19 protein-coding genes and 2 pseudogenes are annotated in these 26097 nt (G+C 64.2%); 17 read left to right on the top strand and 4 right to left on the bottom strand.

The genetic code is table 11. The features are described from left to right. Position 1 precedes the first annotated feature (1 nt). From RTK35_RS13600 to RTK35_RS13575, 6 genes are all read left to right on the top strand, one after another. Positions 2-979: a tripartite tricarboxylate transporter substrate binding protein gene (locus RTK35_RS13600; protein WP_316908229.1), complete on the top strand. Its 978-nt coding sequence runs from the start codon at positions 2-4 to the stop codon at positions 977-979. 99 nt (positions 980-1078) lie between these two features. Then, a complete protein-coding gene (locus RTK35_RS13595; protein ID WP_074969007.1) occupies positions 1079-1534 on the top strand; it encodes a tripartite tricarboxylate transporter TctB family protein in 456 nt (151 codons plus the stop codon). Positions 1535-1538: 4 nt separating this feature from the next. Next, positions 1539-3050: a tripartite tricarboxylate transporter permease gene (locus tag RTK35_RS13590; RefSeq protein WP_044407265.1), complete on the top strand. Its 1512-nt coding sequence runs from the start codon at positions 1539-1541 to the stop codon at positions 3048-3050. Then, on the top strand, positions 3043-4095 hold the full coding sequence (locus RTK35_RS13585; RefSeq protein ID WP_172432961.1) for an AbrB family transcriptional regulator: 1053 nt from the start codon (positions 3043-3045) through the stop codon (positions 4093-4095). Before RTK35_RS13590 ends, RTK35_RS13585 begins: the two co-directional genes overlap by 8 nt. Positions 4096-4307: 212 nt before the next feature. After that, positions 4308-4631: a DUF6176 family protein gene (locus RTK35_RS13580; RefSeq protein ID WP_044407271.1), complete on the top strand. Its 324-nt coding sequence runs from the start codon at positions 4308-4310 to the stop codon at positions 4629-4631. A 246-nt stretch (positions 4632-4877) separates the two neighbouring features. Beyond that, a complete protein-coding gene (locus RTK35_RS13575; protein ID WP_172432960.1) occupies positions 4878-5600 on the top strand; it encodes a 4'-phosphopantetheinyl transferase in 723 nt (240 codons plus the stop codon). 1 nt (position 5601) lies between these two features. Here the strand turns inward: RTK35_RS13575 and RTK35_RS13570 are convergent, their stop codons facing one another. Then, complete coding sequence (locus RTK35_RS13570) at positions 5602-7218, bottom strand: ATP-binding protein (protein ID WP_044407277.1); 1617 nt, start codon at positions 7216-7218, stop codon at positions 5602-5604. Positions 7219-7255: 37 nt separating this feature from the next. Next, complete coding sequence (locus tag RTK35_RS13565; protein WP_044407386.1) at positions 7256-7978, bottom strand: response regulator; 723 nt, start codon at positions 7976-7978, stop codon at positions 7256-7258. A 709-nt stretch (positions 7979-8687) separates the two neighbouring features. Between RTK35_RS13565 and RTK35_RS13560 the strand changes: the two genes are divergently transcribed. The 11 genes and pseudogenes from RTK35_RS13560 to RTK35_RS13515 all read left to right on the top strand — a co-directional run bounded on the left by RTK35_RS13560 (position 8688) and on the right by RTK35_RS13515 (position 24907). Then, positions 8688-11582 (top strand): ribonucleoside-diphosphate reductase subunit alpha, encoded by a 2895-nt coding sequence (locus RTK35_RS13560; RefSeq protein WP_074969015.1) that lies wholly within the window; start codon positions 8688-8690, stop codon positions 11580-11582. 302 nt (positions 11583-11884) lie between these two features. After that, positions 11885-13129 carry a ribonucleotide-diphosphate reductase subunit beta gene (locus tag RTK35_RS13555; RefSeq protein ID WP_044407281.1) on the top strand — a complete coding sequence of 415 codons (1245 nt, stop codon included), beginning with the start codon at positions 11885-11887 and terminating at the stop codon, positions 13127-13129. A gap of 116 nt (positions 13130-13245) precedes the next feature. Beyond that, positions 13246-14157, top strand: coding sequence for an ATP-binding protein (locus tag RTK35_RS13550; protein ID WP_316908228.1), 912 nt, complete (start codon positions 13246-13248; stop codon positions 14155-14157). Between the two features lie 752 nt (positions 14158-14909). Further along, positions 14910-15401 (top strand): phage antirepressor, encoded by a 492-nt coding sequence (locus RTK35_RS13545; RefSeq protein ID WP_316908227.1) that lies wholly within the window; start codon positions 14910-14912, stop codon positions 15399-15401. 325 nt (positions 15402-15726) lie between these two features. Further along, positions 15727-17427 (top strand): sulfate adenylyltransferase, encoded by a 1701-nt coding sequence (locus tag RTK35_RS13540; RefSeq protein ID WP_316908226.1) that lies wholly within the window; start codon positions 15727-15729, stop codon positions 17425-17427. Positions 17428-18860: 1433 nt separating this feature from the next. Next, complete coding sequence (locus RTK35_RS13535) at positions 18861-19766, top strand: LysR family transcriptional regulator (protein WP_253122772.1); 906 nt, start codon at positions 18861-18863, stop codon at positions 19764-19766. A 25-nt stretch (positions 19767-19791) separates the two neighbouring features. Continuing rightward, positions 19792-20562 (top strand): annotated as a pseudogene (locus tag RTK35_RS30580) (PAS domain-containing protein); the annotation flags it as partial. A gap of 210 nt (positions 20563-20772) precedes the next feature. Then, positions 20773-21147: pseudogene (locus RTK35_RS30575) on the top strand (methyl-accepting chemotaxis protein); the annotation flags it as partial. 206 nt (positions 21148-21353) lie between these two features. Next, complete coding sequence (locus RTK35_RS13525) at positions 21354-23405, top strand: TonB-dependent receptor (protein WP_316908225.1); 2052 nt, start codon at positions 21354-21356, stop codon at positions 23403-23405. A gap of 129 nt (positions 23406-23534) precedes the next feature. Next, a complete protein-coding gene (locus RTK35_RS13520) occupies positions 23535-24119 on the top strand; it encodes a prolyl hydroxylase family protein (RefSeq protein WP_142011290.1) in 585 nt (194 codons plus the stop codon). After that, the gene (locus RTK35_RS13515) at positions 24116-24907 is read left to right on the top strand and encodes an ATP-grasp domain-containing protein (RefSeq protein WP_316908224.1); all 792 of its coding nucleotides are present in this window, start codon (positions 24116-24118) and stop codon (positions 24905-24907) included. The genes RTK35_RS13520 and RTK35_RS13515 overlap by 4 nt, the downstream gene beginning before the upstream one ends. 13 nt (positions 24908-24920) lie before the next feature. Here RTK35_RS13515 and RTK35_RS13510 read toward each other — a convergent pair whose 3' ends face one another. Both RTK35_RS13510 and RTK35_RS13505 read right to left on the bottom strand, forming a co-directional pair. Continuing rightward, complete coding sequence (locus RTK35_RS13510) at positions 24921-25376, bottom strand: hypothetical protein (RefSeq protein WP_236212058.1); 456 nt, start codon at positions 25374-25376, stop codon at positions 24921-24923. 121 nt (positions 25377-25497) lie between these two features. Further along, positions 25498-26091 (bottom strand): RDD family protein, encoded by a 594-nt coding sequence (locus RTK35_RS13505; RefSeq protein ID WP_316908223.1) that lies wholly within the window; start codon positions 26089-26091, stop codon positions 25498-25500. Between the last annotated feature and the right edge of the window lie 6 nt (positions 26092-26097).

The raw sequence follows: 26097 nt of genomic DNA, 5'->3' as shown, positions 1-26097 counted from the left end.
GATGAAGACCGCCCTCTCCCACCTTGCCCTGCTCGCCACCGGCCTGCTGCTCTCCACCCAGCTGATGGCCGAGCCCAAGCGCCCCGAGTGCATCGCCCCGGCCGCCCCCGGCGGCGGCTTCGACCTCACCTGCAAGCTGGCCCAGAGCGCCCTGATGGACGCCAAGCTGCTCAGCAAGCCCATGCGCGTCACCTACATGCCCGGTGGCGTCGGTGCCGTGGCCTACAACGCCGTGGTCGCCCAGCGCCCCGGTGACGCCGGCACCATCACCGCCTGGTCCAGCGGCTCGCTGCTCAACCTGGCCCAGGGCAAGTTCGGCCGCTTCGACGAGAACGCCGTGCGCTGGCTCGCCGGCATCGGCACCAGCTACGGCGCCATCGCCGTGCGCAACGACTCCCCCTACAAGACCCTCGACGACCTGGTCAAAGCCCTCAAGGCCGACCCGGGCAAGGTGGTGATCGGTTCCTCCGGCACCGTCGGCAGCCAGGACTGGATGCAGACCGCACTGCTGGCCAAGGCCGCCGGCATCGACCCGCGCAACCTGCGCTACGTGGCCCTGGAAGGCGGCGGCGAGATCGCCACCGCCCTGCTCGGCGGGCACATCCAGGTGGGCAGTACCGACATCTCCGACTCCATGCCGCACATCCTCGCCGGCAACATGCGCATCCTCGCCGTGCTCTCCGACGAGCGCCTGCCGGGTGAAGACAAGGCCAACATCCCCACCGCCAAGGAACAGGGCTACGACATCACCTGGCCGGTGGTGCGTGGCTTCTACCTGGGCCCGAAGGTGAGCGACGAGGACTACGCCTGGTGGAAGGCCGCCTTCGACCAGCTGCTGGCCTCCGAGGACTTCGCCAAGCTGCGCGACCAGCGCGAGCTCTTCCCCTTCGCCATGACCGGCCCGGAACTGGACGCCTACGTGAAGCAGCGCGTCGCCCAGTACAAGGACATGGCCAAGGAGTTCGGCCTCACTCAGTAAGCGCTCACAAGAGCGTGAACAGACGCTAAGGCCCCGAACAGCCGGCTGAGCGCCCCCGCCAGCCGGCCCTCCGCGCCCCCATTCCGCGAGGAATCCCCCATGCTTTTTCAACGCCTGTTCAGTCTGGGCTGGCTGGTCGCATGCCTGTTTTTTGCCGCGCTCGCCTGGGACTACCACGCCGCCTTCTCCTATGAACCGGTCGGCCCCCGCGCCTTCCCCCTGCTCACCCTCGGGCTGATGGCCGCTGCACTGCTGTGGCAGGTGCTGCGCCCCGGTGCCCTGCTGCACAAACACGACGACACCCCGCTGGACGCCCCCACCCTGCGCAAGGTGATCGCCTGCATCGCCCTGCTGCTGGTCTACGCCGGGCTCTTCGAGCCGCTGGGCTTCATCCTCTCCAGCACCCTCGCCGGCCTGCTGATGGCCCGCCTGTACGGCGGCCGCTGGCTACCCAGCGCCATCGCCGCGCTGGCCATCAGCGTTGGCCTCTACCTGCTGTTCGACAAGACCCTGGACGTGCCCCTGCCGCTGGGCCTCCTCGACTTCCTGGAGTGACGACATGGATACCTTGAGCTACCTCGGCCAGGGCTTCGGCGTGGCCCTCTCCCCCTACAACCTGGTCACCGCCCTGGTGGGCACCCTGATCGGCACCGTGGTGGGCCTGCTGCCGGGCCTCGGCCCGATCAACGGCGTGGCCCTGCTGATCCCGGTGGCCTTCGCCCTCGGCCTGCCGCCGGAGTCGGCGCTGATCCTGCTGGCCGCCGTGTACCTGGGCTGCGAATACGGCGGGCGCATCAGCTCCATCCTGCTGAACATCCCTGGCGAAGCCTCCACCGTGATGACCACCCTCGACGGCTACCCCATGGCCCGCCAGGGCCTGGCCGGCGTCGCCCTGTCGCTGTCGGCCTGGAGCTCCTTCATCGGCGCCTTCATCGCCACCTGCGGCATGGTGCTGTTCGCCCCGCTGCTGGCCAAGTGGGCCATCGCCTTCGGCCCGGCGGAGTACTTCGTGCTGATGGTGTTCGCCATCGTCGCCCTCGGCGGCATGGCCGGCGACCGGCCGCTGAAGACCTTCATCGCCGCCCTGCTCGGCCTGTTCCTCTCCACCATCGGCATCGACGCCAACAGCGGCGTGTACCGCTTCACCTTCGACAGCATCCACGTCGCCGACGGCATCCAGTTCGTCGTGCTGGTGCTGGGCCTGTTCTCGGTGAGCGAGATCCTCCTGCTGCTGGAGAAGACCCACCACGGCCACGTCGCGGTGAAAGCCACCGGGCGAATGCTGTTCAACCTCAAGGAGGCCGCCTCGGTCGCCGTGGTCAACCTGCGTTGCGGGGTGATGGGCTTCATCCTCGGCGTGCTGCCGGGCGCCGGTGCCACCCTGGCCAGCGCCGTGGCCTACATGACCGAGAAGAAGCTCGCCGGCGACTCCGGCAGGTTCGGCAAAGGCGACATGCGCGGCCTGGCCGCCCCGGAAACCGCCATCGGCGCCTCTGCCTGCGGCGCCATGGTGCCGATGCTGACCCTGGGCGTTCCCGGCTCCGGCACCACGGCGGTGATGATCGGCGCACTGACGCTGTACAACATCACCCCCGGCCCGATGCTGTTCCAGCAGCAGCCGGACATCGTCTGGGGCCTGATCGCCTCGCTGTTCATCGCCAACGTCATGCTGGTGATCCTCAACATCCCGATGATCCGGATATTCACCCGCATCCTCGCCGTGCCCAACTGGGCCCTGGTGCCGGTGATCGCCATCATCACCTCCATCGGCGTCTACGCCGTGCACGCCACCACCTTCGACCTGTTCCTGATGGTCGCCATCGGCATCTTCGGCTACATCCTGCGCAAGCTGGACTTCCCCCTCTCGCCGCTGCTGCTGGGCTTCATCCTCGGCGGGCTGATGGAGCAGAACCTGCGCCGCGCGCTGTCCATCTCCAACGGCGAGCTGGGCATCCTCTGGTCCAGCCCCATCGCCATCGGCACCTGGGTGCTGGTAGCGGTGATGCTGGCCCTGCCGCTGGTGCGCATCTGGCGCCGCCGCGCCCGCCGGGAGGCCCTGGCGGATGCGTGATGGCTGGCGCAGCTGGTGGGCGACGCCCCTGGTGGGCGCGGCGGGCGGCCTGCTCGCCAGCCTCGCCCACTGGCCGCTGCCGTGGATGATCGGCGCCCTGGTGGCGGTCATCCTGTTCCGCTGCGCCACGCCCTGGCAGATCCGTGACCTGCCGGGCGGGCGCAAGACCGGGCAATGGATCATCGGCATCGGCATCGGCCTGCACTTCACCCCCCAGGTGCTGGAGCAGGTCACCGCCCACTGGGCGCTGGTGCTCTTCGGTGCCCTGTTCACCAGCCTCTCCAGCGTCCTCGCCATCGGGCTGTTGCGCCGCAGCGGCGAGGACCGCGCCACCGCCTTCTTCGCCTGCATGCCCGGCGGCTCGGGGGAGATGGTCAACCTCGGCCAGCGCAACGGCGCCAGCACCAGCCGCGTGGCCGCGGCCCAGAGCCTGCGGGTGGTGGCCGTGGTGCTGTGCATACCGGCACTGTTCAAACTGCTGCTGGGCGACGGCCCCGCCCTGCACACCAGCGCCCCGGTGGACTGGGCCTGGCTGGCCGTGCTGGTGCCGGCCGGCGGCCTGGTGGCGCTGCTCTGGCAACGCCTGCGCCAACCCAACCCCTGGTTGTTCGGCCCGCTGCTGGTCAGTGCCTGCGCCAGCGTCGCCTGGGACCTGCACATCGGCCTGCCCCCAGGGGCCAGCCAGGTGGGTCAGTTGCTGATCGGCAGCGGCCTGGGCTGCCACTTCGACCGCCCCTTCTTCCGCCGAGCCCCGGCCTTCCTCGCCCGCACCCTGCTGGGCACCGCACTGATGATCGGCTTCGCCAGCCTCTGCGCCTTCGGCATCGCCTGGGCCAGCGCTCTGGACCTGCGCTCCCTGACCCTGGGGATGATGCCCGGCGGCATCGCCGAGATGAGCCTCACCGCCGAGACCCTGCAGCTCTCCGTCCCGCTGGTCACCGCCCTGCAGGTGGCCCGGCTGCTGCTGGTGCTGTTCCTGGCCGAACCGGTGTTCCGGTGCTGGCAGCGCCTGGGTGCATCAGGCCCTGGCGAACCAGGGCGCTGATCCCAGGGTGCATTGACGACTGAGCCCGTCGGACTCCGCCCAACGCGTCCACCTCCCCTCGCTGACGAACACGGCGCATTGAGCCGCCAACGCCCGCCCGTGGCAGCTCCAACGGCGTGAACGGCTGGCTGAGCAATCGGCAGCCGCCCTACCGCACGACCAGCCCGCGTTTAACCTCGGCATCCCCTTTCACCACACGCTGGAGTGCCGCAATGGATGTCGGTTCCGTACTGATCAAGCTGAAGAGCGACTCGATGGAACAGGTCGAGGCCTGGAGGAGCGAAATAGAACGCCGCAAGGCCGAAGCCGTGGAAACCCTCAAGGCGGAGGGCGTGACCGTCGAATCCTGGTTTCACCTGGAGCTGAACGGCGAACCGTTCCTGATCGCCTACATGCGGGCTCATGACATCGCCCACGCGCAGAAGGTGGGCCGGGAAAGCACCTTCGATATCGACCGCGTGCACAAGCGCTTCAAGGCCCACTGGGAGAAGGTCTACCCCGCCCGGCTGCTGGTGGACCTGGAGAACCCTGAATAAGGCGCGCTGCGCCAGGTGCAGAATCCAAAGCAAAAAAAAACGGGAGCCACAGGGCTCCCGTTCTCGATTCAGAGAAAACGCCGGGGCCGATAACGGCCCCAGGCTACAACCTCACCTGCGTTCCAGAAGAAACGCACGGCTAGTCTGGCAAAAGCCGACTGGACGATCCGTTTAGCTTTGGTAACCCGATTGCAAACATATGTAACCGAGCCAGCGTCTGGTCGGCCGCCCCACCGGCGCGGCAGAATGCGCGCCATGAACCTGACCCTGCCCCCCTTCTGCACCCAGCCCGATGCCGCCTGGCCCTTCGCCGAGGCGCTGGAGGGCGTGGGTTTCCACAGCTGCCGCTTCGACCCGGCGGCCCTCGACGACGGCGACTTCGCCCGCTGCAACATCCCCACCACGCCGAGCATCCAGCGCTCGGTGGCCAAGCGCCGTGCGGAGTACCTGGCCGGGCGGCTCTGCGCGCGGGCGGCCTTGCAGGCGCTCACCGGGCAGGCCGAGGTGCCCGCCACCGGCGAGGACCGGGCACCGGTGTGGCCGGCCGGCATCGTCGGCTCCATCACCCACGGCACCGGCCAGGCGGCCAGCGTGGTGGCCCGTGCCGAGGCATGGCGCGGCCTGGGGCTGGACCTGGAGCAGCGCCTGGAACCCGAGCGCGCCCTGCGCCTGGCCGGGGAGATCCTCACCGAGGCCGAACTGCAACGGCTCGACGCCCTGCCGCTGGAGGCCAGGGCCGAGCGGGTGACCCTGACCTTCTCCATCAAGGAGAGCCTGTTCAAGGCGCTCTACCCGCTGGTGGGGGTGCGCTTCTATTTCCATGATGCGGAAGTGCTGGCGGTGGACGGCCACCGCGTGCAGCTGCGCCTGTTGATCGACCTCTCCGCCGAATGGCACCAGGGCCGCGAGCTGCAGGGGCAGGTGCGCCACTACCCGGACCGCCTGCTGACCCTGGTGGCGGTGCGCTGACTCAGGAAGGCAGGCGTTCGCCCTGCCGGCACGGCCAGACCAGGCTGAACTGCGCGCCACCCAGGGCCTCGCTGCGGCCGATCTGCGCACGCCCGCTGTGCCAATAGATGATGCGCCGGACGATGGACAGGCCCAGGCCATGCCCGCCGGAGGCGCGGGTACGGCTGTCGTCCAGCCGCAGGAAGGGGGTGAAGATGCGCTCCCAAGCGCTTTCCGGCACGCCGGGGCCGTCGTCCTCCACGTCGATGCGGCACAGCGCTTCGCCGATCTGGAAGCTCAGGCGCACACGCGACTCGGCGTGGCGCATGGCATTGCTCACCAGGTTCTGCAGGGCCCGGTGCAGATAACGAGGCTCGGCCTCCACCCAGGCGCCCTCCTCGACACGGCCGAAGGCATGGCCGCGCTCGACGCGGATGGCCGGGCGCAGCGGCGCCAGCTCGGCGATCACCTGCTCCATCAGCGCATCCAGGTCGACCCGCTGGAAGTTCAGCGCCGGCGTGCCCTGCTCCAGGCGGGCGTAGGTCAGCATCTCGTCCACCAGCTTGTCGAGTTCCTGGATGTCGCCGTCCATGCCTTCCATGTACTTGCGCCGCGCGGTGTCGGTCTCGGCGTCGGCGATCATCTCCAGACCGAAGCGCAGCCGCGCCACCGGCGTGCGCAGCTCGTGGGACACCGCCCGCACCAGCTCGCGCTGCACCGAGAGCAACTGCTGCAACTGCTCGGCCATGCCGTTGAAGGCGGCCGCCAGGCGCCCCACCGAGTCCGCGCCACGGGCCGGTACGCGGGCATCCAGCTTGCCGTGGGCGATGCGCGTGGCCGCCGCCTCCAGCCCCAGCAGGCGCCGCTCCAGCTGGCGCACCAGCAGGTAGATGGTGAGGCCGATCAGGCTCAGCCCGAGCACGCCGATAAGGATCAGCAGCTCCGGCGGGTAGGGGTTCATCAGCACCAGCGGGCCGATCTCCAGCACCCAGGGCGTGTCGACGATGCCGGCGAAGATGCGGATGGAGTCGCCGCCCTTGCCCAGGGCCATCACCGTGTCGCCCTCGTCCACCCGGCGCCGCTGGTCTTCGTCGAGGTCGGCGTTCTCCAGGGTCACCAGGTGCAGGTCGAAGCCGAACTGCTTGCTCTCCTTCAGGGCGGCCAGACGCTGCGGCTGTTCGTTGACCGGGTAGCGCACCAGTTCGTCGATCAGCAGGTAGACGGTGGCTCGGGCCAGCTGCTCGCTGATCTGCTGCACCTCGCCGGTGAGCACCAGGTGGTCCTTCTCGCTCACCAGGCTGTAGACCTTGGCGGCGTGGGGGCCGGTCTGCTCCACCATCACCTGGCGGCGCAACACGCGGGAACGCACGCCGCTGTCGAGGCGGTCCTCGTCCAGGTCCTGCAGCGCCAGGGGGATGCCCAGCAGGCGGCTCCACAACACCAGGGCGCGGCGGCGTTCCACCTGGGTCATGGGTTCGAGGTTGTCGGACATCAGGCGGAAGGTGCCGCGCGCCAGGCTTTCCCGGTAGCGGTCGGCGCGCACCTCGTTGACCTGGTGCAGGGTGAACACCCCCAGCAGGGCCACCAGCACCAGCGTGGCCAGCAGGCCGCCGTAGATGCGCAGGAAGATGGAGTTCATGGCCGCCCCCAGGCCACGGCCGAGCGGGCGGCGCGGGTCATGGCTGGCCGTCGGCCGCCTCGCCGACGAACAGGTAGCCCTTGCTGCGCACCGTCTTGATCAGGCGCGGGTGCATCGGGTCGTCGCCGATCTTGGGGCGGATGCGCGAGATGCGCACGTCGATGGAGCGGTCCTGGCCGTCGTACTCGATGCCGCGCAGGGCATTGAAGATCTCCTCGCGGGAGAGGATGCGCCCGGCGTTCACCGCCAGCAGCCAGAGCAGGTCGAACTCGGCGCTGGTCAGCTCGATGCTGCGCTCACTGAGCCAGGCCTCGCGCATGGCGTTGTCGATCACCAGGCTGCCGAATTCCAGGCGCCGCGGGGTGTCTTCCACGCTGTCGGTCACGCCCTCGCTGCGCCGCAGCAGGGCACGGATGCGCGCCAGCAGCACGCGCGGGCGCACCGGCTTGCACACGTAGTCGTCGGCGCCCATCTCCAGGCCCAGCACCTGGTCCATGTCGTCGGTACGCGCGGTGAGCATCAGGATCGGGCCGTCGTAGCGCCCCCGTACCTTGCGGCAGATGGACAGGCCATCCTCACCCGGCAGCATCAGGTCCAGGATCACCAGGTCCGGGCGTTCCGCCAGGATGCGCGCCACCGCCTGGCCGCCGTCCGACTCGATGGACACCCGCAGGCCGTTGCCTTCCAGGTATTCACGGGTCAGCTCGGCCAGTCGCTGGTCGTCTTCGACAATGAGGATGCGCCAGGCTTCTTGTTCCACCACCTACTCCCACTCCAGCGCCGCGAGGGCCAGGAAAAACGCGCGGATTGTAGCAATGCCGGCCGTTCTGCACAGCGCATGCCAGAACAGCGGAAAAACACTACATATTGTGTTAGCTTGCGCACCCGTCGGCATCCTCGGATCGCCCCTGAAAAGGCCTGCGAAGTGACGACGAACGGCGTACCCCACGCCGCCCAAGGCCTACCCGGCGCCCGCCGGCCGCCGCGCACAGAGCACCCACAACTTATCCACAGCTTGTTCAGTACCCCTCGCCTTGCAATAGCCCAGACAGCGCATTATCTTGTACCCCCATCGCGCAGCACCCCTACATATTGGGGTTTTGCTAGATCACCAGGCACAACCAGAATCAAGTCCCGAAGAGCCTTTTCCGTGCATTCGAACCCGGTGATCCATCGAGAGTCCAACCCACCGCGCTGCCCCGGCAGACGGTGCCGGGGCGAGACGCGCAAGACGTGACCGCCACCGGAAGCGGTGCGCAGCCGGAGCAGGCCGCACCACTAGGTATTGTGTTTCAGTCGTCGTGCCTTAACACGGCGACCCTAGACTTTGTAGGGCCAGGGAGGCACCTGAGTCCGACCTCTCTGCCTTGTAGTACCCACCGCCCGGCCCTGGCCGGCGCGGCGAGCTTTGTAACGGAATAACGGGTGCCCCGGCGCCCAACCAGACCTATACGAACATGGAGACCCCCATGCAGACCGACACCACTCGCGAGAACCCGCAGGCCAACGCGCCGCTGGCAGCCGACTCCGCCCAGGACCTGGCCGCCACCGCTCCCGGCCAGCTGCGCGTGATCAAACGCAACGGCACCGTCGTCCCCTACACCGATGACAAGATCACCGTTGCCATCACCAAGGCGTTCCTCGCCGTGGAAGGCGGTACTGCCGCTGCTTCTTCCCGCATCCATGAAACCGTTGCCCGCCTGACCGAGCAGGTCACCGCGACCTTCAAGCGTCGCATGCCCTCCGGCGGCACCATCCACATCGAAGAAATCCAGGACCAGGTCGAACTGAGCCTGATGCGCGCCGGCGAACAGAAGGTCGCCCGTGACTACGTGCTCTACCGCGAAGCCCGCGCCCAGGAGCGCGCCAAGCGTGGCGCCGCCGCCAGCGACGTTGCCGTGCCGCACCCGAGCATCCGCATCACCAAGGCCGACGGCAGCGTCCAGCCACTGGACATGGGCCGCCTGCAGACCATCATCCGCGAAGCCTGCGAAGGCCTGGCCGAGGTGGACGGCGCCCTGATCGAGCGCGAAACCCTGAAGAACCTGTACGACGGCGTGGCCGAAAAGGACGTCAACACCGCCCTGGTGATGACCGCCCGTACCCTGGTGGAACGTGAGCCGAACTACTCCTACGTCACCGCCCGCCTGCTGATGGACACCCTGCGCGCCGAAGCCCTGGGCTTCCTCGGCGTTGCCGAAAGCGCCACCCACCACGAGATGGCCAACCTCTACACCAAGGCCCTGGCGGCCTATGTGGAGAAGGGTGCCGAGTTCGAGCTGATCGACCCCAAGCTCAAGGAATTCGACCTGGCCAAGCTGGGCGCCGCACTGAACCACGAGCGTGACCAGCAGTTCACCTACCTCGGCCTGCAGACCCTGTACGACCGCTACTTCATCCACAAGGACGGCATCCGCTTCGAACTGCCGCAGGTCTTCTTCATGCGCGTGGCCATGGGCCTGGCCATCGAAGAGAAGGACCGTGAAGCCCGCGCCATCGAGTTCTACAACCTGCTCTCCTCGTTCGACTACATGTCGTCGACCCCGACCCTGTTCAACGCCGGCACCCTGCGTCCGCAGCTGTCGTCCTGCTACCTGACCACCGTGCCGGACGACCTGTCGGGCATCTACAACGCGATCCACGACAACGCCATGCTGTCGAAATTCGCCGGTGGCCTGGGCAACGACTGGACCCCGGTGCGCGCGCTGGGCTCCTACATCAAGGGCACCAACGGCAAGTCCCAGGGCGTCGTCCCCTTCCTGAAAGTGGTCAACGACACCGCCGTGGCCGTGAACCAGGGCGGCAAGCGCAAGGGCGCCGTCTGCGCCTACCTGGAAACCTGGCACCTGGACATCGAGGAATTCCTCGAACTGCGCAAGAACACCGGTGACGACCGTCGCCGCACCCACGACATGAACACCGCGAACTGGATTCCGGACCTGTTCATGAAGCGCGTCTTCGACGACGGCAAGTGGACCCTGTTCTCCCCGTCCGAAGTGCCGGACCTGCACGACCTGACCGGCAAGGCCTTCGAAGAGCGCTACGAGTATTACGAAGCCCTGACCGAGTACAACAAGATCAAGGTGTTCAAGGTCGTCCAGGCCAAGGACCTGTGGCGCAAGATGCTCTCCATGCTGTTCGAGACCGGCCACCCGTGGCTGACCTTCAAGGACCCGTGCAACCTGCGCAGCCCGCAGCAGCACGTGGGCGTCGTCCACAGCTCGAACCTGTGCACCGAGATCACCCTGAACACCAATGCCGACGAAATCGCCGTCTGCAACCTGGGCTCGATCAACCTGGTCAACCACATCGTCGACGGCAAGCTGGACACCGCCAAGCTGCAGAAGACCGTGAAGACCGCCGTGCGCATGCTCGATAACGTCATCGACATCAACTACTACTCGGTCCCGCAGGCTCGCAACTCGAACCTCAAGCACCGCCCGGTAGGCCTCGGCATCATGGGCTTCCAGGACGCCCTGTACCTGCAGCACATCGCCTACGGCTCCGACGCGGCCATCGAGTTCGCCGACAAGTCCATGGAAGCGGTGAGCTACTTCGCCATCCAGGCCTCCTGTGACCTGGCCGACGAGCGCGGCGCCTACGAGACCTTCGACGGCTCCCTGTGGTCCAAGGGCATCCTGCCGCTGGACTCCCAGCAGATCCTCATCGAAGCCCGTGGCCAGAAGTACATCGACGTCGACCTGACCGAGTCCCTCGACTGGGCCCCGGTGCGCGAGCGCGTCAAGAAAGGCATCCGCAACTCGAACATCATGGCCATCGCGCCGACCGCGACCATCGCCAACATCACCGGCGTATCGCAGTCCATCGAGCCGACCTACCAGAACCTGTACGTGAAATCGAACCTCTCCGGCGAGTTCACCGTGATCAACCCCTACCTGGTACGCGACCTCAAGGCCCGCGGCCTGTGGGACCCGGTCATGGTCAACGACCTGAAGTACTACGACGGCTCCGTGCAGCAGATCGAGCGCATCCCGCAAGACCTGAAAGACCTGTACGCCACCGCCTTCGAAGTCGAGACCAAGTGGATCGTCGACGCCGCCAGCCGCCGCCAGAAGTGGATCGATCAGGCCCAGTCCCTGAACCTCTACATCGCCGGCGCCTCCGGCAAGAAGCTGGACGTGACCTACCGCATGGCTTGGTACCGTGGCCTGAAGACCACCTACTACCTCCGTGCCCTGGCCGCCACCAGCACCGAGAAGTCCACCATCAACACCGGCAAGCTCAACGCCGTGAGCTCGGTGATCGACGAAGGCCTGCAGGCTGCCCCGGCCGCCGCGCCGCAGCCGGCGCCGGTGCCGAAGGCTTGCAGCATCGACAACCCCGACTGCGAAGCCTGCCAGTAAGCGCGCGCCGCTGAGCGGCGCCCGTGGCGTTGCCCGGCAGGCCGGACCCCATCACGTACGGACGTACGCTCAGGGGCTCCGGCCAACCGGGCGCCTAACGGTCACTCGCCCAGCGTCACGCTCGCATCGGCAGACGTATCCAGACCTCCCCTCCCCCGGGGAGGCGCGGACGAAACAGGCAACACCGAATCCGAACAGCACGTCCACAAACCGGGCGTGCAGGCCAGGCAAAGCACCGCCGGCCAGATGATCGCTTTAGCGTGCAACCCACTTTCACGCATCCAGACACCAGGAGAGGAAACATGCTCAGCTGGGACGAATTCGACAAAGAAGACCCCACCGAAGCCAAGGCCGCGCCCGCCGTTGCCCAGGCCGCGCAGAACGCCGACAAGCTCGACGACGAAGCCGCCGGCTCCGTGCAGGACGCCCGCGCCGTATCGGCTGACGACTCCGACGCCGTCGCCCGCGCCAAGAAGGCCCTCGACGCCCTCGACATCCAGGAAGGCCTGGACGACCTCGAAGGCGCCTCCGCGCGCGTACAGGTCGGCGACAAGCAGATGATCAACGCCCGTGCCGACCTCAACCAGCTCGTACCCTTCAAGTACGACTGGGCCTGGCAGAAGTACCTGGATGGCTGCGCCAACCACTGGATGCCCCAGGAAGTGAACATGAACGCCGACATTGCCCTGTGGAAGAGCAAGGACGGCCTCAGCGAAGACGAGCGCCGCATCGTCATGCGCAACCTCGGCTTCTTCTCCACCGCCGACTCCCTGGTTGCCAACAACCTGGTGCTGGCCGTGTACCGCCTGATCACCAACCCCGAGTGCCGCCAGTACATCCTGCGCCAGGCCTTCGAAGAGGCGATCCACACCCACGCCTACCAGTACTGCATCGAGTCCCTGGGCATGGATGAAGGCGAGATCTTCAACATGTACCACGAGATTCCGAGCGTCGCGAAAAAGGCCTCCTGGGGCCTCAAGTACACCCGCTCCATCTCCGACCCGCAGTTCAACACCGGCACCCCGGAAACCGACCGCCAGTTCCTGCGCAACCTGATCGCCTACTACTGCGTACTGGAAGGCATCTTCTTCTACTGCGGCTTCACCCAGATCCTCTCCATGGGCCGCCGCAACAAGATGACCGGCACCGCCGAGCAGTTCCAGTACATCCTGCGCGACGAATCCATGCACCTGAACTTCGGCATCGACGTGATCAACCAGATCAAGATCGAAAACCCGCACCTGTGGGATGCCCAGATGAAGGACGAAGCCACCCAGATGATCCTCCAGGGCACCCAGCTCGAGATCGAATACGCACGCGACACCATGCCGCGCGGCGTACTGGGCATGAACGCCGCGATGATGGAGGACTACCTCAAGTTCATCGCCAACCGCCGCCTGACCCAGATCGGCCTGAAAGAGGAATACCCGGGCACCACCAACCCGTTCCCCTGGATGAGCGAAATCATGGACCTGAAGAAAGAGAAGAACTTCTTCGAGACCCGTGTGATCGAGTATCAGACCGGTGGTGCGCTGAGCTGGGATTGATTCCGGGTCGAACCATTAGGACTACTTAAAACGCTTCAACCTGATATGGATTTTCGGGGTAGCGAAGAAAGACGAAACCCCGCCTTTGTGCGGGGTTTTTTATTATGGAACCTGAAATGAATCCAATAAACATTTTTACTCCATCAAGTGAAATAACCGATCCAGAGAAATTCTCTGGCCGAACACAAGAGCTTGAAAAGATATCGCTAGCTCTTCAAACCGACGGAGCCCATATCGTTATATATGGAAATCGGGGAGTAGGAAAAAGCTCCCTAACCAATCAGATGTGCCTATTGGCTCAAGGAAATACGAAAGCTCTTCAACTACTATCCACAAAACCCTACATAAACTTTAATTACAAAGTAATCCAGTTCAAGTGCGATGACTCCGTCAAGAACATTGAAACATTACTAATTCGGTTACTTTCATCAAATGAACACTTGCAGCCGTACATTCCTCTTTCGAAATCAGAAGAGAGGACGGAGTTAAGTGCCTCCATAGGATTTAAGGGTTTTTTTGGTGCATCAGGAAGAAGCTCAACCTCAGAAAAAAAAGAGGGACCGACTACAGATACTGTTAGTCATTTCAACAACGCAATTAGAAACCTGATAACAACCGAGAACTGCGAAACTGTACTTATCGCCATCGACGAATTCGACAGAATAAGCGACAAAACCGGAATTGCCTCATTAATAAAATCATGCAAGAAAGAAGTAAAATTCTCGCTAACAGGCGTATCTTCTAATGTGAAAGAACTTCTAAATGACCACAGCTCTTTAGATAGAGCTATTGCCGATGGTTCAATCGAAGTAAAACCCATGACATACGAGGAAGCCTGCACAATCATCGACAAAGCAGAAAAAGATACTAACCACGAAATATCTTTCTCTGATGATGCCCGCCTCTACATGTTCCAAGTTTCTCGCGGCCATCCATTTTATATTCATCTGATTGGAAAACACGCATTACTTGGATCTTTAAAATCAGCAAAAAAAACATCTCAAGAGAAGCGTGCGAAGCAGTATTAAATTTAATCGCCCTAAACAATCACGCCCCTACTCAAGAGAAGTCTTACAAAGATGCCATAGGACACTCATACACGAGAGAAACGATCCTAAAAGAATTTGCAAAGAGAGACGAACACGAAATACACACAACTGAACTCTACAAAAAGCTGAGCGAGCAACTGTCACTCGAGTCCTCTGTAATATCGGTCTATGTGGGCCACCTTGGAAGCGAAAAATATGGATCAGTGATAGAAAAGACGCAGGAAAGATATTACAGATTCAAAGACAGCTTATTCAAAGCCTATGCCGCTGCCCGTCCATATTTACTAAACAAAGGCGACTCCGATCCGAATGACTGAGGTTTATTAACTTTTTCAGACGTAGGGTGGATGGCGCTCTTCCCATCCACCAACCGGCGTCGAGCGCGGCACAACGGTGGATCGATAACGCGCGATCCACCCGCCCCCACCCTCCCGCTTCCGCCTGACCGATCAGCCATTTCCCACGCGGCAACTGCATTGCCACCTTCCGGGTGCGCCCATAGCCTCCGTCCCCGGCGCCTAAGAAACGCTTACTCACACAGCGGCCTGACCGCTCCCGATAGCCAGCGGCTTTTTTGTGCGTGCGGCACACTCGCGCACGCTCAAAACCTCTGTATGTCGGGAGTGGGCTAATACAAGACCCGAAAGGGAAATATGCCCGGCCTCTGTGTGGGTTTCTTAGCTCCCGGCGCCACCAGCCCTGAGAAAGCTGATCACACAGAGGTAATGGACATGTCCGACTCACCCCAGCTCCACGACGAGATCCTCATCCCCACCCTGTTCACCCGCCACCGCCGCCAGCTCCGTGCGTTGCTGCTGGACGACGAGCCCTGGTTCGTCCTCAACGACCTGGCGCGGCTGATCAACCGCGTACCGCTCGACGAACGCGCGCCCCGCAACCTGGACCCGGACCAACTGCAGCCCGCCTGGGTGCGCGACAGCAGGGGCGAGTACCAGCGCGAGCTGCTGGTCAGCGACTGCGGCGTCTACGCGCTGCTGATCTTCTACTACCACCCGGAGAACGGCGGCATTCGCCGCTGGATCAGCCGCGAGGTGATCCCCCGCCTGCGCGAAGAGCGCCACCCGAACGCCCTGCGCCCCTACCGCAACGTGCTGCACTGGCAGGAACGCCCGCTGGAGGTGCTGCACTGGCAGGGCCGCACCTGGCTGGATGCCAGCGAATGCCACCGCCTGCTGCAGCGACCGGTACGGGTGATCGGCTAAGCCCCCGCGCCCCACGCAAAGCCCCTGCAGCCCAGCCGTCGCAGGGTGCGCCAGGCAAACGGCCCGCGCCCGCTTGCACGCCCCCGTACCACACCCAACCCGCCCGGCAGACGCTCCGCCGGTAACTTCCAGACTTTCCCCACAGGGCAACGTCCTTGTCCGCCCCGGCCCCCGGCCCCTACCGTTCAGCCAGTCCGGTGCGCCCACAGGCAGGCCGGACGGCCGCAGTGACCGGCCATGTCCTACCCATAACAAAACGGCACAGTGCGACCCGTTCGACGGTCAGGCGACCAGCGAGCGGGGCCAGAGCCGAGCAGGAGGAAACATGGAACTCGCCTTCGATCGCTACCCCCAGCAGCCCCACGGTGGAACCCTGGTCAACCAGGTGGTGCCCGCCGACCGGGTCCAGGCAGAAATCGCGCGGGCACGCGCCATGCCGTCGATCCGCATCGACCTGGAGGCGGTGATCACCATCGAGATGATCACCACCGGCGTGCTCTCGCCCAACAAGGGCTTCATGAACCAGGCCGACTACCTGTCCGTGCTGGGCAGCGGCCGGCTGGCCAACGGCGTGGTGTGGCCGGTGCCGCTGAGCTTCGCCCCGGTGGGCGAGCGCAACCGCGAGGTAATCGCCGCCCTGGCGGTGGGCGATGAAGTGGCCCTGATCGACAACCGCAACGAGCCGGTGGCCATCCTCGCCATCGAAGACATCTTCGATTACGACAAGGAAGAGCGCGCCCGCCAGCTGTTCGGCACCACCGACCGCAACCACCCCGGGGTGGACGCCATCCACCGGCGCATGGGCGACGTGGCCCTGGGCGGCACGCTGCAGTTGCTGCAACGGGTCGACTGGGGCCCCTTCGAGTCGCTGCGCCTGGAGCCCCGGGACACCTGGAAGCGCTTCTACGAGGAGCGCGGCTTCCGCTCCGTGGCCGGCTTCATCACCGGCGCCAACCCGCTGCACCGGGGCCACGAATACATCCACCGCAACGCCCTGGAAGGCATCGACGGCCTGCTGCTGCAACCGCTGGTGGAAATGGCCAAGCGTGAATACGTGCGCCACGAGTACCGCATGCAGGCCTACCGCAACGTGCTGGAGACCTACTACCCGAAGGACCGCGCCATGCTCTCGCCGCTGCGGGTCACCTACATCTTCGCCGGCCCCCGGGAGACGGTGCTGCACGCCCTGATCATGAAGAACTACGGCTGCACCCACGCGCTGATCGGCCGCGACCACGCGGGGATCGGCAGCTATTACGACAAGTACGCCAGCCACAGCATCTTCGACCAGTTCACCCCGGACGAGCTGGGCATCGAGGTGCGCCTGTTCCACGAGGTGTTCTACTGCGTGCGCTGCGCCAGCCACGCCACGACCGAAACCTGCCCCCACGACGAGCGCTACCGGCTGAACATCTCCGGCACCGGCATCCGCGAGATGCTGCGCCACGGCCTGGTGCCGCCCAAGGAGGTGGTGCGCCCGGAGTCGGCCCTGGCGGCCATGCAGGGCATCCAGCCCAAGGGGCTGGGAGACGACGGCGAAGGCACCCTGCCGGTGGCCAAGGTGATCCAGAGCCTGTTCCCCTTCTACACCCGCTTCACCCGCCTGGGCGGCGCACCGCGCCAGCAGCCCCTGGACGCGGAGACCCTCACCGTGCGCGACCTGGAACTGGCCTGCCACGAGGCGCGCACCCACACCGGCGATATCTACGACGGCGTCTACCGCGAATACACCGCCCTGCTGGACCACAACCGCAGCCTGCAACCGTCCTGGGTGGACGACGCGCGCGACGCCCTGCACCGGCAGCAGCGGCGCCTGCTGGATGACCTGGACGAGAAATTCAGGCAGGCGCCGGAGCAGGCCTCCGACGAGTTCATGTACCAGGACCAGGCGGAAGTGCAGCGGGAACTGAGCGCCGCCCGCACGCTGCTTGACGACATCCCCGCAGCGATGGACGCCACCCGCCTCGCCAACCGCGCCTGGAACAGCCTGCCCTACCCCCGCTACCGCGGCGCCGACGACGCCTGACCCCACACCCCACGGCAGCGCTTCCAATGGCTGTCGTGGGTGTTTCTTTCCCTCCAACAACCGGCATCGAATACAGCAGTGCGGTGGATCGGCGAAGCCCGCTCCCCCCTACGAATCAGGGCATGGCGGCAAACGTAGGATGGGCTGAGCTGTGCGAAGCCCATCATTGCCCGAGCGCCGGAGTCGATGCGGTTCGCACAGCTCACCGCATCCTACGGACCCGCCCGTGGTGTCACCGGCGAAGCCCGCTCCCCCCTACGAATCGGGGCATGGCAGCAAACGTAGGATGGGCTGAGCTGTGCGAAGCCCATCATCGCCCGAGCGCCGTAGTCGATGCGGTTCGCACAGCTCACCGCATCCTACAGACCCGCCCGTGGTGTCACCGGCGTTGCATGGGGCAACACGGTGAACCGATGAAGCCCGCTCCACCCTCGAATCAGGGCATGGCGGCAAACGTAGGATGGGCTGAGCGGTGCGAAGCCCATGATTGCCCGAGCGCCGGGGTCGATGCGGTTCGCACAGCTCACCGCATCCTACGGACCCGCCCGTGGTGTTGGGTGGGTGACGCTCTTTCCATCCACCGGCCGGCGTCGAATATGGCAACGGTGGATCGGTGAAGCGCCCGGTCAATCACTTCGGCATTCAGGCAAAGAAGGCCGTCGCCTTTCAGCCGCTCGTTGCCTCGTTGCAGTTGCCAACGTGCTGCCTATTTACTGCTCCGGCGTCAGTGGTATTGCTTATACCCGGTTGTGCTTTGTACTGCCGAAGCAAACGATAAACAGCCACTGCTCACTGTTCGAGATCTCGGCAGGGCTTGGCAACTCCAAGGGTTATTACCTGATCACTTGGACAACTTGCAGTTTGAGAGCGGCATCGAAGATACGGCGTTTACGGTTTAGGAATAAGGCCTCATTCAATAGGTTTCCACGCTGTGGAGAACCACAAGAAAACCGCAACACCACACCGTTTCGCCTCAACTTGGCAGAGCAGCAAAACGACAATCCACTTCATCCGAAAGCGGCCGTCCAGCCCTCCCTGCGAAGTGGACTCTTGCCTATGACATGGGCCTGCGCTGGAGGACCTCGCACGCATTCTTTGGATGCCCCTCCATGGGCCGCCCTTTACAAAACTTACGCCAGAAGATTGGCGTCGTTTTATCAGCCCCCCGCACATAACAGCTATTGCAAAAATGAAAGAGAGCCCACCGTTTTTTACGGTTCCGCACATATTTCTCTTTTGCTAGATTGCAGCCGTAGCCTGAGAAGGCCTACCTGAGAAGACAGTCAAAAACCAAAAAAAACTTAAAAGTCAAAAAGGGAGAACGCCCCACGATAATTCGAACCCCCTGGAGAATCATAATAACAAAGAGGAGCAAAAACATATTTTCCGCCATCGCGGAAATAAGGAATGCAAACAGCCTTGTGTAGATAGTCATGCTAAGTGAAGTTGGTCTTTTTGTAACACTGGTTCGTGCAGGAAGTCTCGCGAAAGCGGGAAAGGCTCTAAACATGCCGGCAAGTACACTGAGCAGGCGTATTCAGGCTTTTGAAAGGCGGCTGGGTACCACGTTGTTCTTCCGATCAACAAAAGCACTGCGGTGCACATGCGATGGAGAGTCCCTGTACGCCGCCTGCAAAGACAGTGTCGATCAATTGAATATCGCGCTTTCTTCCGTGCAGAGGGAAAAATTCGAACTCAAGGGAAAAGTTCGCGTTCAACTACCCAGCAGTTTTGTCGAGTGCGAAGAAAGTCACCCGCTACTCAACATGCACAAGACCAACCCAGGTATCAGAATCGAGTACTTGGTCAATGACCAGGAGCCGGATCTTTTTGGTGAAGGCATTGATCTTTTGATCCATGCAGGTGAACTCAAATCCATCGACTGTGTCACCAGGAAACTCTTCGACACACAGCTCAAGCTGTTTGCGACACCGGATTACATAGAACTGAAAGGTCGCCCCGCTAATGCGGATAGCCTGCTTGACCATGAAGTTCTGCACGATAGCAGCCTGAAGGAGTGCGTACTGCAAGATCAGGATGGCACTCCCGTGTATGTGCCCCGTCAGGAACGATTATTGACACGTTCTGGCGGGATGCTGATGCGAGCAACACGCAATGGTATGGGCGTTGGTTTGCTCCCCGTGAAACTTGCCAGACCCTATGTGAACAGCGGGGCCTTAGTGCAAGTACTGCCTGAGCTGTCGATGGCGGGTCGGTCGGTCTACATCTCCTACCTAAGCTCCCGCTCATTGTCAGTCTGCGCGCGGGCCGTACTCGACCAGATGCTCGCTCTCACGCTGCCCCTCCACCGGGATATATCGTCCTCCTGCAATAACTGAGGCTAGGAGCCCAGGGAGTCTTGCCATGTTCAGATTCAATACATCAGCAAAGAAAATCTACGCAGAACTGCTCAAGACGCTTGAGCAGTCGGAGGACAGTCTCTCTGCGATTGATCGCGCAACCGGGATGATCGAGTTCCGACCTGATGGCACCGTGATAACGGCAAACTCCAACTTCCTCGAGCTTTTCCACTATTCACTCGATGAAGTCGTAGGCAAACACCACCGCATGTTCTGTTCGCCCACGCTGGTCCGCTCTCCAGAGTACGAACAACTGTGGACGACTCTGCGCAGCGGACAGTTGGTCAAAGGTGTCTTCCAACGCCAGGACAGCCAAGGCCGAAGTGTCTGGCTGGAGGCTTGCTACAGCCCGGTTTTCAGTAACGGCAAATTGACCCGCATCCTCAAGCTCGCCTACGACATCACGACGCGAATCGAACACGATGCTGATGTGCACTCACGGCTGAAGGCGCTCAACCGCTCCACCGCCATTGTGGAGTTCACGCCCCAGGGCCAGGTGATCGATGCCAATCAGAAGTTCCTGCTCACCATGGGTTATTCGCTGCAGGAAGTGCGCGGCAAAAGCCACAGCATGTTCTGCGAGTCGAACTACGTGCACAGTCCCGAGTACAGCGACCTGTGGTCGCAACTCAACCAGGGGCAGTTTCTGTCAGGGCAGTACAAACGCCTGCGCAAGAACGGTTCGAGCGTGTGGCTGGAGGCCACCTACAACCCTGTGTTCAACGCTCAGGGAGAGTTGGTGAAGGTGGTGAAGTTCGCCGCCGACATCACCGAGCGGGTGGAGAAGTACGAGCAGGACTCCCGCAGCGCCAGCTCCGCTTATCACATCTCGGTGGAGACCGAGCGGGTGGCCGAGAACGGCTCGGAGATCATCCACAGTGCGGCGCGGGAGATGCGAGGCATCGCCGAGGATGTGAACGCCTCCACCACCATCGTCGAGCAACTGGGCTCCCGCTCGGAGCGCATCACGGCCATCGTCAACACCATCCGCAGCATTGCCGACCAGACCAACCTGCTGGCGCTGAACGCTGCCATCGAAGCCGCCAGGGCTGGCGACCAGGGCCGGGGCTTTGCCGTGGTAGCCGATGAGGTGCGGCAGTTGGCCGGGCGCACCAGCAGCGCCACGACGGAGATCGCCGAGATGATCGGGATGATCCTCTCCGAGACACGCCAGGCGGTGGAAAGCATGAAGAACACGCACATGCGGGCAGAAGCCGGCATGGCACTGGCCGACCAGGCGGGAACCGTGATCGAACAGATCCGCCAAGGCACCAACGATGCGGTACGGGCCGTCAGCATGTTCGCCAGCTTGATGGATGAGTCGGAGGTTAAGACCGGCACCTGGCACACCGGTCGCTGAACCTCTGCAAGCTTGGATCCGCGCCGGGGATGACGCGACAAAACGTTACGGTATAACATTTGCGACCCCTGACCCCGGCACGGAGACATGAGCGGTTCCGTGCAGCCCCTCCCCGCCCTGTCGACCGGCCTTGCGGCCGCGTCGGGCTGGCTGCCGTCCCGCTCACCCGCCGGGGCGCCCTCCCGACCCGGTTGCAAGGACACACGATGAAGAACGAGCTTGCCCCCCTGGCCATGCTGGCCGCCCTGGCAGGTGGCGCCGAAGCGGCGCCCGCTGGCGAATCCACCCTGACCCTCGGCGAAGTCCGGGTGGACTCCTCCTCCGGGCGCCCCCTGCAGACCGGCAGCAGCGTGCTGACCTCGGTGGACGTGCTGGGCGCCGACAAGGTGGAGGAAAAGAACGTGATGAACAGCTGGGAGCTGCTGGGGCAGATGCCCGGCATCCAGCTGACCGAGACCCGCCAGGGCGCCGAGTCGGGCAAGGCCACCTTCCGCGCCTTCAACGGCGAGGGCTACATCAACGGCATCAAGACCCTGATCGACGGCGTGCCGAGCAACGTCAACAGCGGCAACCAGCGCTTCATCGACATGGTCTTCCCCCTCGACATCGACTACATCGAGGTGGTGCGCGGCACCAACGACCCGCGCTACGGCCTGCACAACATCGGCGGCAACATCAACTTCGTCACCCGCCAGGGCGGCAACTACAGCGACGGCCGGCTGACCTACGGCAGCTTCAACACCCGCGAACTGCAGGTGGCCGTGGGCCGCGAGTCGGGCAACTTCGCGCAGAACTACTTCTTCGCCAAGCAGGACTCCGACGGCTTCCGCGACCACGACAGATCGGACAAGTACTCCCTCGGCGCCAAGTGGTTCTTCACCGACGACGAGGGCCTGCTCAAGGTCGGCCTGGTGACCCGCCTCTACCACCACGAGGCCGACGAACCGGGCTTCCTCACCCGCCAGGAACTCAAGGCCAGCCGCACCGACTCCGCCGCGAAGAACGCCAACGACGGCGACGACCGCGACATGAAGCAGCTGGCGCTGCACCTGGACTGGCAACTGCGCGACGACCTGAGCCTGAGCAACACGCTCTACCACAACCGCTACGAGGACGACCGCAAGGTCACCTTCACCTCCTACGCCGTGGGCAACGCACCGCGCCAGCGCCGCCAGTGGGACGAACGCCAGACCGGCCTGCTGAGCAACCTCACCTGGGCCAGCACCGACTGGCTGACCCTGGACGGGGGCATCAACCTCGAACACCAGGACAACGAGTACCGTCGTTACCGCTACAGCTACAGCGTGCCGACGAACTTCGACGCCCCGCCGGCGCGCATCCAGAACGACGACGCCTACACCCTGGACAACTTCGGCACCTACGTGCAGGCGGTGATCCAGCCCACCGAGCAGTTGAAGATCATCCCGGCTTACCGCCTGGACCGCTTCTCCGGCGAGACCGAGCTGCCCGGCGGCATCAAGGCCGACCTGCAGGACTACGGCTGGATCCGCCAGCCCAAGCTGAGCGTGGTCTACAGCCTCACCCCGGACCTGAACGTCTACGCCAACTGGGGCCGCACCTTCCAGATCCTCACCGGCTCCCGCGAGCCGGCCTACCTCACCGCCGGGCAGAAGGCTTTCAAGCCCTCCATCAACACCGGCAAGGAAGTCGGCGTGCGGTTCAACCCGGTCAACGGCACCGAAACGCGCATCGCCCTGTGGCAGCAGGACGCCACCGACGAAGTGGCCAACATGCCCAGCACCGGCACCACCGTTGGCCTCGGCAAGACCCGCCGGCGCGGCGTCGACCTGCAGCTGACCGCCGAACTCGACGAGCACTGGAGCCTCTGGGCCTCCCACTCGATCCAGGAGGCCAAGGTGGTCAGCGCCTTCACCGCCAGCGGCCAGTCCCTGGCGGGCAAGGAGGTGTTCTCCACCCCGCGCCATATCTCCAACCTGGGGGCGGACTACCGGCTCAACGACGACTGGCGCTTCGGCCTGCAGGCCCGCGCCCAGGGTGACTACTACATCGAAGAGCTGAACCAGCAGGGCAAGTACGGCGGCTACGCGCTGCTGGACGCCAGCGTGAACTACCGGCTGAGCCACACCACCAGCCTGGACCTGCAGGTGAAGAACCTCACCGACCGTCAGTACGAATACGTCTGGTACGACAACTTCTTCTGGGGCGGTGCTGACCAGCCGATGTTCTCCCCCGCACCGGGGCGCACCGCCTACCTGTCGCTGAACCTGAAGCTGTAGCCCCAGGCGGGCGTGGCAGCCGCCCTGCCTCGCCCGCGAACCCCGTCCCACCGGGCGCAAGCCGTCCTCGACAGCCCGCCCGGCGCGGCCGTAGCATCCGGTCTTTCCTACGAAACCACGGACCGGATCATGGAAAAGACCGACCTGGGCGGCATGCGCTTTCTCATCCACGGCTTCCTCAGCCCCGACGAATGCCAGGGCCACATCCACGCCAGCGAAGCCCTGGGCTACGAAGAAGCCGCCATCCAGACCCGCGACGGCGGCCAGGCGATGAACAAGGCCATCCGCAACAACGACCGCATCCTCTTCGACGACCCGGCCCTGGCCCAGCGCCTGCTGGAACGGGCCCGCCCCTGGCTGCCCGACTGCCTGGACAACGAGTGGCAGTTGGTGGGCCTGAACGAACGCTTCCGCTTCTACCGCTACACCCCGGAGCAGTACTTCAAATGGCACCGGGACGGCGCCTTCCAGCGCAGCCCCAGTGAGATCAGCCAGCTGACCCTGCTCATCTACCTCAACGACAACTACCAGGGCGGCGCCACCCAACTGCGCGACGAAGCCGACATCCGCCCCGAGACCGGCATGGCCCTGGTCTTCCCCCACCGCGTGATGCACCAGGGCTCGCCGATAACGGCCGGGGTGAAGTACGTGCTGCGAACCGATGTGATGTACCGGCGGATAGAAGCCGGGGCTACCCCGACAGGAGGGGCATGACCATGCACCTGCTTTACCCGTGCGCACCTGATAACCCGCGCGTCCCGGACGAGACGTTCGCCGAGGAGTTCGCAGCGGCCACAGCGGCCGGCTTCGCCTGTTCGCTGTTCTCCTGCGAAGAGCTGGAGCTGCAACGCTTCAGGCCGACGCCCGCCCTGGGTGAAGGCGCTCGCGTTCTGTACCGCGGCTGGATGCTGACGCCGGACACCTACCGATACCTGACCGACGCCATCGCCAGCCAGGGCGCCATTGCGGTGACCGACCCGGCGCAGTATCGGCATTGCCACCACCTGCCCGAGTGGTACCCGCACTGCCGGGACCTGACCCCCGCCACCCTGGTGCTACCCCGCGAGGCCGACTTCGACGCCGCACTGGCCGACACCGGCTGGACCGCCTGCTTCGTCAAGGACTACGTGAAATCGCTGACCACCCAACGCGGCTCGGTGGCCCGCAACGCCGATGAAGTGATCGAGATCCTCACGCTCATCGAACGCTACCGGGGCGCCCTGGAAGGCGGCGTGTGCCTGAGGGAGTTCGAACCGCTGAAGCCGGAGACGGAGGAGCGTTACTTCGTCCTCGACGGCCGCGCGTTCGGGCGCAACGGCGAGGTCCCGGCACTGGTTCATGAAGTCGCCCGGCGAGTGCCCTGCCCCTTCTTCTCGGTCGACCTGGTGGCCTCCGAAACCGGCGCCCTGCGCCTGGTCGAGCTGGGCGACGGACAGGTTTCCGACCGCAAGCAATGGCCGGCTGATCGCTTCGTGGCGATGTTGCAGTCAGCGCGGGGTTGAGCGGAAACCGGCCCTACCGATTCGCCAGGAAAATCGCCAGCGCGGCAAAACGCTTTCGGGCTTCCCAGGCGAATACCCGATTGGCCAGCGGATCAAGCAACCACCCTAGCCAGCGCGGGCGCAGCTTCAGGCTGAAGCTGTAGATCAGCTCGGAGCGCGCACCGTCGAGATCGCGATGACGCATCGACGCCGCCCACGACTCGAACAACCCGGTCGGCTCCACCAGCATGGCGGCTGCAACCTTGCCCGGCTGGTAGTTCACGAAGCGGGTACGCATTGCCAGCAGGCGCTTCCAGCCCTTGCCCCGGTTGAAGGACACCGCGCCGATGGAGGGGTGGCTGTCGCCTGTCTCCATATGCGCGACGGCCAGCAAGGTGTCCCACTGCAACCGCACGCGGTGGTTATGGAAGGCCTCGAAGGTGGCGTCGGCGGAGGCCGGCATGACCAGGGTGAAACGGTGGGTGCTCATGAGTCTGGGCCCCGGTGCGGTCCCCCTGCCGACGCAACCCGATGCAATGGCCCTGCGGGCGACGCAATTGGCAAAGGGAAGCGCCGTCCTCCGGCACAACCTGAAAGGCACGGGGCAGTAATCACGCCCTGACCACAAGGGTCTTCGCAGCATGGTCGCCAAGGCGCTGGCGTCGCTGCCCGAAGATGAAGATCACGTCGAAAATGCCCAACAGGCCAACCAACCCTCGCAGGCAGGATTTGTGCAATTCGCAGGGTGCACCGGTCTCGCTGTCGACGACGCGGATCTTCAGCAAGCGCTTGCCGATGCCCTGCCCGTTGAACCCGTCCTTGGCCAGCAGATAGCCGAACAGCAGCAGCATGCCGGCCTTGCCGACGGTGTCCTGAGTGCCGCTGTGGTGAGCGGTCAGGAACTCGATGGCGGTACTGATCACGGCCAGCACCAGCAAGGCCAGCCAGAAATCGAGCTGCGATGCCACCAGCCTCGCCCAGAGCGGGGCGAGTTGCAGGTCGAGCGGTTCACGCCGAACCGCGCTGGATGCTGGGGCTTGTCGCGGCACGGCACGCTCGCCCGGGGTCGATTCCCGCTCAGCAAGCACACCGCGAATGACCCGCTCGGCCACCTCGGTCAAACCGCCCTGCTCGAGCAGATCGACCAGGACCTCCGTCCGTCTTCCGCTGTAGGTTTCTCGCAAGCGCGCTTCGGTTGCATCCATTTCCGA

Origin of the sequence: Pseudomonas sp. zfem003 (assembly GCF_032621675.1) — a bacterium.
In the GTDB taxonomy this organism is placed as follows: domain Bacteria; phylum Pseudomonadota; class Gammaproteobacteria; order Pseudomonadales; family Pseudomonadaceae; genus Metapseudomonas; species Metapseudomonas otitidis.
The sequence above is the reverse complement of the archived record's forward strand: the minus strand, read 5'-3'. Positions and strand labels throughout refer to the sequence as shown.

What these genes read in the sequence shown, in the direction of transcription:
- RTK35_RS13600 (WP_316908229.1), top strand. Translation starts at nt 2, where the DNA reads ATGAAGACCGCCCTCTCCCACCTTGCCCTGCTCGCCACCGGCCTGCTG.
- RTK35_RS13595 (WP_074969007.1), top strand. Translation starts at nt 1,079, where the DNA reads ATGCTTTTTCAACGCCTGTTCAGTCTGGGCTGGCTGGTCGCATGCCTG.
- RTK35_RS13590 (WP_044407265.1), top strand. Translation starts at nt 1,539, where the DNA reads ATGGATACCTTGAGCTACCTCGGCCAGGGCTTCGGCGTGGCCCTCTCC.
- RTK35_RS13585 (WP_172432961.1), top strand. Translation starts at nt 3,043, where the DNA reads ATGCGTGATGGCTGGCGCAGCTGGTGGGCGACGCCCCTGGTGGGCGCG.
- RTK35_RS13580 (WP_044407271.1), top strand. Translation starts at nt 4,308, where the DNA reads ATGGATGTCGGTTCCGTACTGATCAAGCTGAAGAGCGACTCGATGGAA.
- RTK35_RS13575 (WP_172432960.1), top strand. Translation starts at nt 4,878, where the DNA reads ATGCGCGCCATGAACCTGACCCTGCCCCCCTTCTGCACCCAGCCCGAT.
- RTK35_RS13570 (WP_044407277.1), bottom strand. Translation starts at nt 7,218, where the DNA reads ATGAACTCCATCTTCCTGCGCATCTACGGCGGCCTGCTGGCCACGCTG.
- RTK35_RS13560 (WP_074969015.1), top strand. Translation starts at nt 8,688, where the DNA reads ATGCAGACCGACACCACTCGCGAGAACCCGCAGGCCAACGCGCCGCTG.
- RTK35_RS13555 (WP_044407281.1), top strand. Translation starts at nt 11,885, where the DNA reads ATGCTCAGCTGGGACGAATTCGACAAAGAAGACCCCACCGAAGCCAAG.
- RTK35_RS13550 (WP_316908228.1), top strand. Translation starts at nt 13,246, where the DNA reads ATGAATCCAATAAACATTTTTACTCCATCAAGTGAAATAACCGATCCA.
- RTK35_RS13545 (WP_316908227.1), top strand. Translation starts at nt 14,910, where the DNA reads ATGTCCGACTCACCCCAGCTCCACGACGAGATCCTCATCCCCACCCTG.
- RTK35_RS13540 (WP_316908226.1), top strand. Translation starts at nt 15,727, where the DNA reads ATGGAACTCGCCTTCGATCGCTACCCCCAGCAGCCCCACGGTGGAACC.
- RTK35_RS13535 (WP_253122772.1), top strand. Translation starts at nt 18,861, where the DNA reads ATGCTAAGTGAAGTTGGTCTTTTTGTAACACTGGTTCGTGCAGGAAGT.
- RTK35_RS13525 (WP_316908225.1), top strand. Translation starts at nt 21,354, where the DNA reads ATGAAGAACGAGCTTGCCCCCCTGGCCATGCTGGCCGCCCTGGCAGGT.
- RTK35_RS13520 (WP_142011290.1), top strand. Translation starts at nt 23,535, where the DNA reads ATGGAAAAGACCGACCTGGGCGGCATGCGCTTTCTCATCCACGGCTTC.
- RTK35_RS13515 (WP_316908224.1), top strand. Translation starts at nt 24,116, where the DNA reads ATGACCATGCACCTGCTTTACCCGTGCGCACCTGATAACCCGCGCGTC.
- RTK35_RS13510 (WP_236212058.1), bottom strand. Translation starts at nt 25,376, where the DNA reads ATGAGCACCCACCGTTTCACCCTGGTCATGCCGGCCTCCGCCGACGCC.
- RTK35_RS13505 (WP_316908223.1), bottom strand. Translation starts at nt 26,091, where the DNA reads ATGGATGCAACCGAAGCGCGCTTGCGAGAAACCTACAGCGGAAGACGG.